General features: G+C 59.5%; 12 protein-coding genes. 9 read left to right on the top strand and 3 right to left on the bottom strand.

Going from position 1 to position 14,179, the window contains the following annotated elements:
• Positions 1–33: 33 nt before the first annotated feature.
• Positions 34–1,071, bottom strand: a complete 1,038-nt coding sequence (gene mgrA, locus F8N96_RS25265; RefSeq protein WP_150800121.1) for an L-glyceraldehyde 3-phosphate reductase — start codon at positions 1,069–1,071, stop codon at positions 34–36.
• A 212-nt stretch (positions 1,072–1,283) separates the two neighbouring features.
• Between mgrA and F8N96_RS25260 the strand changes: the two genes are divergently transcribed.
• Positions 1,284–1,544: a hypothetical protein gene (locus F8N96_RS25260; protein ID WP_150800120.1), complete on the top strand. Its 261-nt coding sequence runs from the start codon at positions 1,284–1,286 to the stop codon at positions 1,542–1,544.
• Positions 1,545–1,570: 26 nt separating this feature from the next.
• Here the strand turns inward: F8N96_RS25260 and betT are convergent, their stop codons facing one another.
• Together betT and epsC are read right to left on the bottom strand one after the other, a co-directional pair.
• The gene (gene betT / locus F8N96_RS25255; protein ID WP_191635386.1) at positions 1,571–3,526 is read right to left on the bottom strand and encodes a choline transporter BetT; all 1,956 of its coding nucleotides are present in this window, start codon (positions 3,524–3,526) and stop codon (positions 1,571–1,573) included.
• A 424-nt stretch (positions 3,527–3,950) separates the two neighbouring features.
• Complete coding sequence (epsC, locus tag F8N96_RS25250; protein WP_150784732.1) at positions 3,951–4,877, bottom strand: serine O-acetyltransferase EpsC; 927 nt, start codon at positions 4,875–4,877, stop codon at positions 3,951–3,953.
• 299 nt (positions 4,878–5,176) lie between these two features.
• On the opposite strand from epsC, the gene F8N96_RS25240 reads away from it, so the two are divergent.
• The 8 genes from F8N96_RS25240 to F8N96_RS25200 all read left to right on the top strand — a co-directional run bounded on the left by F8N96_RS25240 (position 5,177) and on the right by F8N96_RS25200 (position 14,068).
• Positions 5,177–6,169, top strand: coding sequence for a D-cysteine desulfhydrase (locus F8N96_RS25240; protein WP_150800117.1), 993 nt, complete (start codon positions 5,177–5,179; stop codon positions 6,167–6,169).
• A 289-nt stretch (positions 6,170–6,458) separates the two neighbouring features.
• The gene (gene tcyJ / locus F8N96_RS25235) at positions 6,459–7,253 is read left to right on the top strand and encodes a cystine ABC transporter substrate-binding protein (RefSeq protein WP_150800116.1); all 795 of its coding nucleotides are present in this window, start codon (positions 6,459–6,461) and stop codon (positions 7,251–7,253) included.
• The gene (gene tcyL / locus F8N96_RS25230; protein WP_150800115.1) at positions 7,253–7,918 is read left to right on the top strand and encodes a cystine ABC transporter permease; all 666 of its coding nucleotides are present in this window, start codon (positions 7,253–7,255) and stop codon (positions 7,916–7,918) included. The genes tcyJ and tcyL overlap by 1 nt, the downstream gene beginning before the upstream one ends.
• 4 nt (positions 7,919–7,922) lie before the next feature.
• Positions 7,923–8,678 (top strand): L-cystine ABC transporter ATP-binding protein TcyN, encoded by a 756-nt coding sequence (tcyN, locus tag F8N96_RS25225; protein ID WP_150800114.1) that lies wholly within the window; start codon positions 7,923–7,925, stop codon positions 8,676–8,678.
• Positions 8,679–9,153: 475 nt separating this feature from the next.
• Positions 9,154–9,918 (top strand): hypothetical protein, encoded by a 765-nt coding sequence (locus F8N96_RS25220; protein WP_150800113.1) that lies wholly within the window; start codon positions 9,154–9,156, stop codon positions 9,916–9,918.
• 309 nt (positions 9,919–10,227) lie between these two features.
• Positions 10,228–11,469, top strand: coding sequence for an SfnB family sulfur acquisition oxidoreductase (locus tag F8N96_RS25210; protein WP_150800111.1), 1,242 nt, complete (start codon positions 10,228–10,230; stop codon positions 11,467–11,469).
• Between the two features lie 38 nt (positions 11,470–11,507).
• Entirely contained in the window at positions 11,508–12,701 is a 1,194-nt protein-coding gene (locus tag F8N96_RS25205) for an SfnB family sulfur acquisition oxidoreductase (protein WP_150800110.1), read from the top strand.
• Entirely contained in the window at positions 12,701–14,068 is a 1,368-nt protein-coding gene (locus tag F8N96_RS25200; protein ID WP_150800109.1) for an LLM class flavin-dependent oxidoreductase, read from the top strand. The genes F8N96_RS25205 and F8N96_RS25200 overlap by 1 nt, the downstream gene beginning before the upstream one ends.
• Positions 14,069–14,179: the final 111 nt, after the last annotated feature.

Below are 14,179 nucleotides of genomic sequence, written 5' to 3'. Positions count from 1 at the left end.
TGGAACAAGCGCCGCAAAACCCGGCGCCGAACACTACTCAGCTGTCGAAGGCTTCTCCCAAAGATTGATCCCGCCCTCCTGGGCAAACCGGTCAATCTGCGCCAATTCCTCCGAGCTGAAGCTCAGATTCTGCAAGGCCCCGACGTTCTCGATAATCTGCTCCGGCCGGCTCGCGCCGATCAGCGCCGAGGTCACCCGTGGGTCTCGCAGCGTCCAGGCTAATGCCAACTGCGCCAGGCTCTGACCGCGACGCAGGGCAATCTCATTCAATGCACGCACATGCGCGATGTTGGCTTCAGACAAATGAGACGCCTGCAACGAACCACCGCCCGGACGATTGACCCGCGCATCCGCCGGCACGCCATTGAGGTACTTGTCGGTCAGCAATCCCTGCGCCAGCGGCGTGAAGGCAATGACGCCAGTGCCGAGTTCGTCGGTGGTGTCCAGCAGGTCCTTTTCCACCCAGCGGTTGAGCAGGTTGTAGGCCGGCTGGTGAATCAGCAACGGTACTTTCCACTCTTTGAGCAGCGCCGCCATTTCACGGGTTTTCACCCCGGAATACGACGAGATGCCAATGTACAGCGCCTTGCCCTGCTGCACCGCGCTAGCCAGTGCGCTGGCGGTTTCTTCCAGCGGGGTATCCGGGTCGAAGCGGTGGGAATAGAAGATGTCCACGTAGTCCAGGCCCAGGCGCTGCAGGCTCTGATCCAGGCTGGCCAGCACGTACTTGCGCGAACCGCCGCCCTGGCCATAAGGGCCGGCCCACATGTCCCAACCGGCCTTGCTCGAGATGATCAACTCGTCACGGTACTGCTTGAAGTCTTCGCGTAGCAAGCGACCGAAGTTGATCTCGGCGCTGCCGTACGGCGGTCCGTAGTTGTTGGCCAGGTCGAAGTGGTTGATGCCCAGGTCGAACGCTGTACGTAACAGGGCGCGCTGGGTGTCGATCGGCGTGCTGTCGCCGAAGTTGTGCCACAGGCCCAGGGACAGTGCCGGCAGCACCAGCCCGCTGCGACCCACGCGGCGGTAAGGGATGGAATCGTAGCGGTTTTCGGCAGCGGTGTAGGTCATCGAATCCTCTCTTGTGTGACTTGAAGTTGGTATCGATTGCTTCGCAAGTGGCCCAGCATACGCCCGGACAAACGCCGATAAACCCCCGGTTCTGGAAAAAGCTGAAACGTTTCACATCCGGTAAGAGCGCAAACGCCGCGCCTCACGGCGCCTATGCTCTAGGAACGACGCTGGCTGGGGAGGCGGCACACATCTGAAGGGAGAAACACACCATGCACACCACCATCATCATTTTCTTCGGCCTGGTCCTGCTGGCGCTGATGCTGTTCATCGGCGAAAAAATCGGCTTCAGCCGCCAGACGCTGACCTACAGCTTCATCGTGCTATGGCTGGCGCTGACGATGATCAACGGCGCCATCGGCGTGGTCACCGCCGGCCAGTCCGTCACGACAGAAATGGTGGTAGGCAGTATTGTGTTTGGCGTGCCGGTGGCGGCGCTGGTGTTGTTCATGGTGTTGAGCCCTGAAACCTGAACACTCCAGCCCCGCCGCTTGGGGGTTCAACGCACCAAATGCAAAAACTGCATGTGCCGCTCGTACTGGTCGAGGATGTCGTTGATGACCTGCTCCTTGGTGTAGCCCACCAGATCGTAGTCCTGACTGCCCTCGCTCAAATGCACTTCGGCCCGGTAGTAACGACGGTTGTTGAGCTCCTTGGAGCCCATGCCGCCACGGGCGAAGGACGGCGTGAAGTAGCCACGCATCTGCACCTGATAGATGAACGGATGCTGTTCGCCATGGCCAATTTCCAGGCTGACGCTGTCATTGGCCGGGTCGGGTTGCGCGACCACGTGCAACCCCTTCTCGGCGAATACCGCGGTCACTTCTTCAATCGCCGGACGCACCGTGGTTTCGAGGAAACGGTAAACCTCATCCCGCGATGGGAAATGCACCGCCTGACTCAAACGCTGACGCCAACCGCCACGGCGCGAGCCGGAGACCGGTGCCAAGGAATGCAGCTGCGCGATCTGCTTCTGCGATTCCAGATAGAACGCCTTGTGCAGCCCCCACATCATCAACAGCAGAATCAACGAGAACGGCAAGGAGGTCAGAACCACCGCTGACTTCAGCGCATCGATGCTGCCGGAGAACAGCAGCGCACTGGTCACCAGCGCGGTCATCGCACCCCAGAACACCCGCAACCATTTCGGCCCGTCTTCATCCGGATTGCCGCCCTTGGCCGACAGCGTCGACAGTACAACGGTGCCGGAGTCGGCCGAGGTGACAAAGAACACGAAGCTGATGAACACCGTGACCGCGATCACGGTTTTGCTCCACGGATAGGTTTCCAGCAGCAGGTAAAGGGTCATCGATGGATTGTCGATGGCCGACATGCCCAGCGCGCTCATCCCGTGATTGAGCACTTGATCGATGGCGCTGTTGCCGAAGATCGACATCCAGGCCAGGGTGAAACCCAGCGGAATCAGCAGCACGCCGAAGACGAATTCACGGATGGTCCGGCCGCGGGAAATCCGCGCGATAAACAGGCCCACGAACGGTGACCATGCAATCCACCAGGCCCAATAGAACACTGTCCAGCCGCCCAGCCAATCACTCGGTTTGTCGTAGGCGTAGAGGTCGAAACTCTTCATCGGCAAGGCGCCGAGGTAGTCGCCGGTGTTCTGGATCAGGGTGTTGAGCAAGTGCTGGGTGGGCCCGGCAAACAACACGAACAACAGCAGGGCACAGGCCAGCAGCATGTTGATGTCGGACATCACCCGCACGCCTTTATCGACGCCGGACACGGCCACCAGGATCGCCGCGCCCATCATCAGCGTGATCAGGCCGACCTGAATCCACTGGGTATGAGCGATGCCGAACAGGTAGTCCAGCCCCGAATTGAGGTGCAATACGCCAAAGCCCATGTCGGCGCCGAGGCCGAATACCGTGGCGATGATGCCGAAGCCGTCCACCGCGTAACCGATCGGGCCGTTGATGCGCTTGCCGATCAGCGGATAGAGCGCCGAGCGCAGGGCCAGCGGCAGGTTGTGGCGATAGGCGAAGTAAGCCAGCGCCATGCCGACGAAGGCGAACACGCCCCAGCCGTGCAGGCCCCAGTGCAGAAACAGAATCTGCATCGCCTGACGCGCCGCGTCCGCCGTACCGGCCTCACCCTGAGGCGGTTGCGCCAGGTGGGTCAGCGGTTCGGACACACAAAAGAAAAACAGCGTGATGCTGATGCCGGCGGCGAACAACATGCCGGCCCAGGACAGGTAACTGAATTCGGGTTCGTCGTGGTCGGCACCGAGCTTGATCTTGCCGTAGCCGGACAAGGCGGTGACCACCACGAAGACCAGATACAGGGTCATCGCGAGCATGTAGTACCAGCCGACCGTATTGGCCGCCCAGTTTTGCGCTGCCAGCAACCAGGCACCGGCTTGCTCGGGCATGGCGATCACGACGATGCCGAACAACAGAATGAAACTCGCCGAAAAGTAGAACACCGGCGGATTCATGCGGACCTGGCCGCTTGGAGGAAGGGACGATGCACTCATGAAAGGTGCACCTCTGGGGGGTGAAGCAGGGCAATCAGTAACGGACTCGGCAAAGGCAAGCCTCCTGTTGTGAGCGGGCAGCAAACCGGCGGTTTAACTTGAATGAGCGTTCAAGTTAAACATAAATAGGCTGCTAAGGACTAATCGCGGGGCTCGACGGTGGTGTTTGAACACTAGCTCAAGGAGGGGTATGACGCGGGGGTTGGGGGATTCGTTCAGCGGGAAATCAGCTAAATGTCTTTATCTCGGATCGGCTTGAGACCATTCGCTGGCAAGCCAGCTCCTACAGGTTTTGTGTCGTACGCATATTCCGTGAACACAAATACCCCTGTAGGAGCTGGCTTGCCAGCGAAGGCGGCGTTATGACCGATAAAGATGTCGGGTACTACTTCTGCGTTCCATCATCATGCTGCAGATTCGCCTGAGTCAGGTTGCTCCCCGCCGGCACGCTGCGGGTCAGCCAGACGTTGCCGCCAATGGTCGAGCCCTGGCCGATGGTGATCCGCCCCAGAATCGTCGCCCCGGCATAGATCACCACATCATCCTCGACGATCGGATGTCGCGGCTGTCCCTTCTGCAACTGGCCGTCCTCGTCCGCCGGGAACCGCTTGGCACCCAGGGTCACGGCCTGATAAATCCGCACACGCTCGCCGATGATCGCAGTCTCGCCGATCACCACGCCCGTCCCATGATCGATAAAGAAGCTGCGCCCGATCTGCGCCCCCGGATGGATGTCGATACCGGTGGCCGAATGGGCGATTTCCGCGCTGATCCGCGCCAGCAGCGGCAGCCCGGCGCGATACAAGTGATGGGCGAGACGATGGTGAATCACCGCCAGGATGCCCGGGTAGCAGAGCAACACTTCATCGACGCTGCGCGCTGCCGGGTCGCCGTGATAGGCCGCCAGCACGTCGGTATCCAACAGACTGCGCAAGCCTGGCAGGGCGAGGGCGAAGTCCTGAATGATTTGAATGGTCCTGGCTTCGACTTCGGTCTCGCCCCGGGCACCGTGGCGGGCGGCGTAGCGCAGTTCCAGTCGCGCCTGAGCCAACAACGCATTCAATGCCACGTCCAGCGTGTGGCCGACATAGAAGTCTTCACTCTCTTCGCGCAGGTCCACCGGCCCCAGGCGCATTGGGAACAACGCACCGCACAAGGCTTCAAGAATCTCGGCCATGGCCGCTCGGGAAGGCAACTCGCGACCGCCCTGCTCACCGCTGGCGCGGCCGTTTTGGGCACGCCATTCGTCACGCGCCGAACGCAGCTGACTGACGATGGTCTGCAATTGCCAATGGCTGGAACGCTCGCTCACGGTAAATAACTCCTCATGGGCGGCCGGACTGTCTGGCCGCGCTGACGGCGATTACTTTACGGCAAGGTCTGGACGGCGAATTAAGAACCAATAGTGCTGACTCACAAACTTTTGGCTATAAGAGATTGGCGGTTGCCCCGGTAAATAGGCGTGCCTATAGTCCTGAGATCTCTTCCCTGTAGGAGCGAGCTTGCTCGCGAAAAACTCGAACCCGATGCTGGATGTCAGGTTTATCGCGTTATCGTTAGCGACCATCGCGAGCAAGCTCGCTCCTACGTTTTTGCGCCAGTACGGAAACCATGATCAAACAACAGCTCGCCCGTTTTGACCGCCTCGATCTGCTCGGCCACCCTACACCACTGGAAAAACTCGAACGCCTGTCGACCTGGCTGGGTCGCGATCTCTACGTCAAACGCGATGACCTGACGCCGCTGGCCATGGGTGGCAACAAGCTGCGCAAGCTCGAATACCTGGCGGCCGATGCCCTGGCAAAAGGCGCAGACACCTTGATTACCGCGGGTGCGCTTCAGTCCAACCATGTGCGCCAAACCGCTGCCCTTGCAGCCCGGCTTGGTCTCGGCTGCGTGGCACTGCTGGAAAATCCCCTTGGCACCGACGATGCCAATTATGTCGGCAATGGCAATCGGCTGTTGCTGGATCTGTTCGATGCCAAGGTTGAGTTGGTGGAAAACCTGGATAACGCCGACGAACAGCTGGAGGCGTTGGCCGCACGGCTGCGCAGCAACGGCAAAAAGCCGTATCTGGTGCCGATTGGCGGCTCGAATGCGCTGGGCGCCTTGGGTTATGTGCGCGCCGGGTTGGAGTTGGCCGAGCAGATCAAGGACACCGGCATCACCTTCGCCGCGGTGGTGCTGGCTTCGGGCAGCGCCGGCACGCACAGTGGCCTGGCGCTGGCATTGAGCGAAGCACTGCCGCAATTGCCGGTGATTGGCGTCACGGTTTCGCGCAGCGATGAAGATCAGCGACCGAAGGTCCAGGGCCTCGCCGAGCGGACGGCGAAGTTGCTGGATGTGAGCCTGCCTTCGAGTTTCAAAGTCGAGCTGTGGGACGAATATTTCGGCCCGCGCTACGGCGAGCCGAATGCCGGGACGCTGGCGGCGGTAAAGCTACTGGCGAGCCAGGAAGGTTTGCTGCTCGACCCGGTTTATACCGGCAAGGCCATGGCCGGGTTATTGGACGGGATTGGGCGCCAGCGTTTCGATGAGGGACCGATTATCTTCCTGCATACGGGTGGGGCGCCGGCATTGTTTGCCTATAAAGACTTTCTGTAAGTCGATCGTTCCCACGCTCCCGCGTGGTAATGCAGCCCGTGACGCTCCGCGTTACTGGACGCGGAGCGTTGGAACGATCTTGAAAAGAGACAAATGCATATTCTAAAAAAGAATAACAAAATTTATATTTATTATTTTCCAATCTAAATACCCCGTCATATAGTCGCGCCGCAGGCGAATTTGAAACAAGACGCATAGACTGCTTTAGGGCAGGATATCGCAGTCGTTAAAATCCCGAATCTGCCAACTTTCCTAAAAGCGTCTTCATAAGAAAACACAGGGGCTTGTCATGAATTTTTCCGCACTACGTCGAAACCTGCTGGTCGGTTCGCTCGGCCTGGCACTCAGCGCCGGCCTGTTGGGGCAAGCGGTTGCCGGTGAGCAGCTGCAAAAAATCAAGGACGCCGGCGTGATCAACGTGGGTCTGGAAGGCACTTACCCACCGTTCAGTTTCGTCGACGCCGACGGCAAACTGGCCGGCTTCGAAGTCGAGTTCTCCGAAGCCCTGGCCAAAGAGCTGGGCGTAAAGGTTAAACTGCAACCGACCAAATGGGACGGTATTCTCGCAGCCCTGGAATCCAAGCGTCTCGACGCCGTGGTCAACCAGGTGACCATTTCCGAAGAGCGCAAGAAGAAGTATGACTTCTCCGAGCCGTACACCGTCTCCGGGATTCAGGCGCTGACCCTGACCAAGAACAAAGACACCATCAAGACCGCCGCCGACCTGGCCGGCAAGAAAGTCGGCGTCGGCCTGGGCACCAACTACGAGCAGTGGGTAAAAGAGAATGTGCCGAAGGCCGACATCCGCACCTACGAAGATGATCCGACCAAGTTCCAGGATCTGCGCGTCGGCCGCATCGACGCCATTCTGATCGACCGCCTCGCCGCGCTGGAATATGCCAAGAAGGCCAAGGACACCACCGCCGCCGGCGAAGCGTTCTCCCGTCAGGAAGCCGGTATTGCCCTGCGCAAAGGCGAGCCTGAGCTGCTGGCAGCGGTAAACAAGGCCATCGACAAGCTGCGCGCCGACGGCACACTCGCCAAGCTCTCGCAGAAATACTTCAACGCCGACGTCACTAAATAATGGAAGAAGCTTTCCAACTCGCACTGGATTCCGCGCCCTTTCTGCTCAAGGGCGCGTACTACACGGTGATTCTCAGCCTGGGCGGAATGTTCTTTGGCCTGGTCATGGGGTTTGGCCTGGCGCTGATGCGCCTGTCGCGCTTCAAACTGGTGAGCTGGATCGCCCGCATCTACGTGTCGTTCTTTCGCGGCACGCCGTTGCTGGTGCAACTGTTCGTGATCTATTACGGCTTGCCGCAATTGGGTATCGAACTCGATCCGCTGCCGGCAGCCCTGATCGGCTTCTCGCTGAACATGGCCGCCTATGCCTGTGAAATCCTGCGTTCCGCCATCAGTTCCATCGAACGCGGCCAGTGGGAAGCCGCTGCCAGTATCGGCATGACCCGGGCGCAAACATTGCGCCGGGCGATCCTGCCGCAAGCCATGCGTACGGCACTGCCACCGCTGGGCAACAGCTTCATTTCGCTGGTCAAGGACACCGCACTGGCAGCCACCATCCAGGTGCCGGAGCTGTTCCGTCAGGCGCAGCTGATTACTGCCCGTACCTTTGAAATTTTCACCATGTACCTTGCCGCCGCGCTGATCTACTGGGTTCTGGCCACGGTGCTGTCGCACCTGCAGAACCAGTTGGAAGCACGGGTCAATCGGCACGACCAGGAGTCCTGACCCAATGATTGTCGTGGAAAAACTGACAAAGCAGTTCAAGGGTCAAGTGGTGCTCAACGGCATCGATCTGCAAGTGAAGGAAGGTGAGGTGGTGGCGATTATCGGGCCCAGTGGCTCGGGCAAAACCACCTTCCTGCGTTGCCTGAATTTCCTGGAGGAACCCACCAGCGGCCGGATCAAGGTCGGTGACATCGAGATCGATGGCAGCCGCCCTTTGAACCAACAGCAGAGCCTGGTGCGTCGCCTGCGTCAGCACGTGGGCTTCGTATTCCAGAACTTCAATCTGTTCCCCCATCGGACCGCGCTGGAAAACGTCATCGAAGGCCCGATCATCGTGAAAAAAATCCCCCAGGCCGAAGCCATTGCCTTGGGTAAAAAGCTGATGGCCAGGGTCGGTCTGGCGGGCAAGGAAGACGCTTACCCGCGTCGTCTGTCCGGTGGCCAGCAACAGCGTGTGGCCATTGCCCGCGCACTGGCGATGGAACCGGAAGTGATTCTGTTCGACGAACCCACCTCGGCCCTCGACCCCGAGCTGGTGGGCGAAGTACTGGCGACCATCCGCAGCCTGGCCGAAGAGAGACGCACCATGGTCATTGTCACCCACGAAATGGGCTTCGCCCGGGACGTGGCCAACCGTGTGGTTTTTTTCGATAAAGGGGTGATCGTCGAGCAAGGCGAAGCCAAGGCATTGTTTGCCAACCCGAAGGAAGAACGGACGAAACAGTTTCTCAGTAAGTTTCTGAATAACACCCACTCCTGAAATACCCGCGCAATACAGGTTTACTTCCATGGATGGAAGTCCCCCCTTCAACCAAATCCCCCGCACATAATTGAATGTGTCCGCACTGCATAACTTCTTGTCAGCCTGCGCGATACAAATATAGGCACTGTCACAGTTTGACCACCTCTAATACTCTGGAACCTGACGTTGGTTGATCGATGTACAGCCACTGCATCATCTCCAGTAATCCTTGAGGGTTGACGGTTATGTTCGACAGATTGACATGGCTTATTAACCTCAAGGCGTAGGAACTTTCTGAATTATGCGGGATTTGGTATTTGACTAATCCACTCTATTGACACCTATTCAAGCTCACTCTTATCTAGTCTCCAGCACTTGATTCTCATCACACCCAATCATTATTTCAATTCAAGTAATGAACGGTTTTGCTGTTCGGAATCCGCATTTTTGATTTTCAGAAATGGACTTCGTTGCAAGACTTCAAGGAGAACCCATGAAAAGCCTCTCGAACAAATCCGAACTGGCTGTGCCGTCCCTGGCGCAATCACACAAGAACGGTATCAACATCACCTCGGCGGCTCACCTGCTGGTCGATGTGGCGCCCTATCCCGGCATGGATGAAGGCGACCTGATCGAACTGTTCTGGGATAACTGCTACGTGGCCTCCAGGGTGCTGAGTACCCATGATGTCGGCAATACCGTCAGCCTGCGAGTGCCGGAAAGCTTTATTGCCAACGGGGCTTCACGCATCCACTACCGGGTCATGCAAGTCGGGCATGGGGCAGCCCTGTCACCCGCAGTGCGCGTCCAGATCAAACTCGACTGCCCGGGTGGCCAACCGCCTGCAATGTTCACCGACGAAAACCAGAGCCTGGCGCCAGTAAGCCTTCCCGAGACAATTCGTCGCCAGGGGGTCAATCCGAATCAGATCAAGCGCGGCGTCCCGGTGACCATCCAGCCGTACCTGAACATGGCCGCCGACGACGAAATCACCCTGCGCTGGGGCGATGTGCGCATGGACCTGCCAAGGCTCAAAGCGTGCGACGTCGGCCAGCCGATCCAGGTCTGGGTGCCACCGGCAATCATTCTCGAAGCCGGGGAAGACCTTCGGCTGGAAGTGACTTACTGCATCCTCGATCGGGTCGGTAACAACTCGCGCTGGGCACCGCCGCGCCGGTTGAAGATTGGTTGTGCGAACCCGTACTTGAAGGCCTGGCCAAAGGAATTGCTCATGGCCGCCGAAGCCCGCAAACACTGAGATCCCCTGTAGGAGCGAAGCTTGCTCGCGAAGGCGGCCTCGAGCCGTGCAGCGCCCATGCTGACGCCTTCGCCGGCAAGCCGGCTCCTACAAGGGTGTGTGACACCTCTTCTATCCATATTCCTAAAAGTTGGTTTATTTTATTTTTATACTCGCTTAGGGTATATGCACCGGACCACCGGACATTCTTGTTTTTACTTCGCCGCAACCATCGCGGCGGTCCATGAGATGTGAGGTAGGTATGGTCCGGAACACAATCACCCCAGTGCAGATCGCCCGGGCATTGCGTGCAGCCAAGGAGTGGCACTGATGTCCAGTCTGGCCGATGCAATCGTTCAGAGTGATCTGGACATCGCCCCCTTGTTGTTGCCCGCGCAAGTCCTGCGCAACGACACCCAAGCCATCAAAGCCGCCCATGAGCTGGCGCAAGTCGCCCGCCTGCAGGCAGCCAAACGTGACCGACACCGCAAGCTGCCATGGTCGGAAATCGAACAGTTCACCCGCAGCGGGCTGGGCAGCATCGCCATCGCCCGTGAGTACGGCGGCCCACAGGTTTCATTCGTCACCCTGGCCGAGGTGTTCGCGATCATTTCCGCGGCCGACCCGGCCCTCGGGCAAATTCCGCAGAACCAGTTCGGCATTCTCAATCTGGTGCTCGGCAGCGCCACCGAATCACAGAAAAAGCAGCTGTTCAAAAGCGTGCTCGAAGGCTGGCGGATCGGGAATGCAGGGCCGGAACGCGGCACCAGAAATACCCTTGAACTCAAAGCGCGGATCACCGCCGACGGCGATGGCTTCGTCATCAACGGCCAAAAATTTTATTCGACCGGCGCCCTGTTCGCCCACTGGGTCGCGGTCAAGGCGCTGAACGACGATGGCAGGCAAGTGCTGGCCTTTGTCCGTCGCGGCACGCCGGGCCTGCGCATCGTGGATGACTGGTCCGGTTTCGGTCAGCGCACCACCGCCAGCGGCACGATTTTGCTCAACAACGTGCGGGTCGACGCCGAGCTGGTGGTGGATACCTGGAAGCTCAACGACAAGCCGAACATCCAGGGCGCAGTCTCGCAGTTGATCCAAGCGGCCATCGATGCCGGTATCGCCCGGGGCGCCATCGACGACGCCATCGAGTTCGTGAAAACCCGAGCCCGGCCATGGATCGATGCCAAGGTCGACAGGGCCAGCGATGACCTCTACGTGATCGCCGACATCGGCAAATTGAAAATCGAACTGCACGCCGCCGAAGCCTTGTTGCGCAAGGCCGGGCAGGTGCTCGACCAGGTCAGCGCCGCGCCGCTCACTGCCGAGTCCGCCGCGCGTGCCTCGATTGCCGTGGCCGAAGCCAAAGTGCTGACCACCGAGATCTCGCTGCTGGCCAGCGAAAAACTCTTCGAGCTGGCCGGCAGCCGCGCCACCCTCGCCGAATTCAACCTCGACCGCCACTGGCGCAACGCCCGCGTGCACACCCTGCACGACCCGGTGCGCTGGAAATACCACGCCGTTGGCACCTATCACCTGAACGGCACGCTGCCCGCTCGCCACTCCTGGATTTGACGACCAGAACCCTTTTGACCAGATCTCTGGAGAAACACATGACTTTTTCTCACCACGTCGCGGTCATAACCAGCGATGAGCACGCCCTGATTGTCGCCAGTGACCTGGCCGAGGATTTCAAACGCGACAGCGCCCTGCGCGACCGCGAACGCCGTTTGCCACACCCGGAACTTGAAGTGTTTTCCCGCTCGGGCCTGTGGGGCATCAGCGTGCCCAGGGAGTACGGCGGTGCCGGCGTTTCCAACGTCACGCTGGCCAAGGTGATCGCGCTGATTGCTCAGGCTGACGGCTCACTTGGACAAATTCCGCAGAACCATTTCTATGCCCTCGAAGTGCTGCGCGTGAATGGCAGCGCCGAGCAGAAAAAACGTCTGTACGCAGAGGTATTGGCCGGTCAGCGCTTTGGCAATGCACTGGCCGAACTCGGCACAAAAACCGCCCACGACCGCGTCACCCGCCTCACTCGCGATGGTGAGGGTTACCGCATCGACGGCCGCAAGTTCTACGCCACCGGCGCCATCTACGCCCAACGCATCCCGACCTCGGTGGTGGATGAACACGGCGTGCAGCAATTGGCTTTCGTGCCCCGCAACAGCAAGGGCCTGACGGTCATCGACGATTGGAGCGGTTTCGGCCAGCGCACCACCGGCAGCGGTTCGGTGGTATTCGAAGACGTCTTCGTCGCCGCCGAAGACGTGATCCCGTTCCAGAGCGCTTTCGAACGTCCGACCACCGTCGGCCCGCTGGCGCAGATTCTTCATGCCGCCATCGACACCGGCATCGCTCGCGCCGCCTATGAAGATGCGTTGCACTTCGTGCGCACCAGGACCCGGCCGTGGATCGATTCCGGCAACGACAAAGCCACCGAAGACCCCCTGACCATCAAGAGCTTCGGTCACTTGAGCATTCGCCTGCACGCCACCGAAGCGCTGCTGGAACGCGCCGGTGAATTGCTCGACAAGGCCCAGGCCCAGACTGACGCAGAGACTGTCGCCGCCGCGTCGATTGCCGTCGCCGAAGCCCGGGCCATCAGCACCGAAATTTCTCTTGCCGCCGGCAGCACGCTGTTCGAACTGGCCGGCAGTCAGGCCACGCTGGCCGAACACGGTCTGGATCGCCACTGGCGCAACGCTCGGGTGCATACCCTGCACGACCCGGTGCGCTGGAAGTATCACGCCGTCGGCAACTACTACCTCAACGATGAAAACCCGCCGTTGCGGGGGACCATCTAATGGCGACGCCTCAAACGAGCAAAAAAAAGATCCTGCTCAACGCCTTCAACATGAATTGCATCGGCCACATCAACCATGGCCTGTGGACGCATCCACGGGACAACTCCACCCAGTACAAAACCATTGAATACTGGACCGAGCTGGCACAACTGTTGGAGCGCGGGCTGTTCGATGGACTGTTCATCGCCGACATCGTCGGGGTGTACGACGTCTACCAGAACTCGGTGGACGTACCACTGAAAGAGTCGATTCAGCTGCCGGTCAACGATCCGCTGCTCCTGGTCTCGGCCATGGCCGCCGTCACCAGAAACCTCGGCTTCGGCCTGACCGCCAACCTGACCTACGAACCGCCGTACCTGTTCGCCCGACGCCTGTCGACACTCGATCATCTAAGCCGCGGCAGGGTCGGCTGGAACATCGTCACCGGCTACCTCGACAGCGCCGCCAAGGCCATGGGGCTGAGTAAACAGGTCGAGCACGATCGTCGTTACGACCAGGCCGACGAATACCTGCAAGTGCTCTACAAACTCTGGGAAGGCAGCTGGGAAGACGGCGCGGTGCTCAACGATCCAAAGCAACGGATCTACGCCCAACCGGAAAAAGTGCACAAGGTCGAGCACAAGGGCGAGTTTTATCAGGTCGAGGGTTATCACCTCTGCGAGCCGTCGCCGCAACGCACGCCGGTGCTGTTCCAGGCGGGCAGTTCCGATCGCGGTTTGCAGTTCGCAGGGCGCCATGCCGAGTGCGTGTTCATCAGCGGCCAGAACAAACCGTCGACCAAGACTCAGGTGGACAAGGTTCGCGCCAGTGCGGTCGAGGCCGGGCGCAACCCTGAGGACATCAAGGTGTTCATGGGGCTGAATGTGATTGTCGGCGCCACTGAAAAACAAGCCTGGGCCAAGCATGCCGAGTACCTGAGCTATGCCAGTGCCGAAGCCGGGGTGGCGCATTTCTCGGCGTCCACCGGGATCGATTTTTCCGAGTACGAGATCGATGAGCCGATCCAGTACGTGAAGAGCAACGCCATTCAGTCCGCCACCAAAAACCTGCAAAACAACGACTGGACCCGGCGCAAATTGCTCGAGCAACACGCCCTCGGCGGACGCTACATCACCGTGGTGGGTTCGCCTGAGCAAGTGGCTGATGAGCTGGAATCGTGGATTGCCGAAGCCGGGCTCGATGGTTTCAACCTGACACGGATCGTCACCCCGGAAAGCTATGTGGATTTCATTGAGCTGGTGATTCCGGAGTTGCAGCGTCGGGGGTCGTACAAGACGGCTTACGACAAGGGCAGCTTGCGGGAAAAGCTGTTTCGCGAAGGGGCGCATTTGCCTGAGCAACACATCGGTTCGACGTACCGCCGCTAAAAGCTTCGCTGGCAAGCCAGCTCCTACAGGGGATCTATAGCGTTCGCAGACCCTGTGTAGGAGCTGGCTTGCCAGCGAAGAGGCCCTAATAGGCACCAAAATTTAATGCAC

It is taken from the genome of Pseudomonas fluorescens, assembly GCF_902497855.1.
GTDB classification, from domain to species: Bacteria; Pseudomonadota; Gammaproteobacteria; order Pseudomonadales; family Pseudomonadaceae; genus Aquipseudomonas; species Aquipseudomonas fluorescens_BI.
This window is presented reverse-complemented; position numbering and strand designations above follow the sequence as displayed.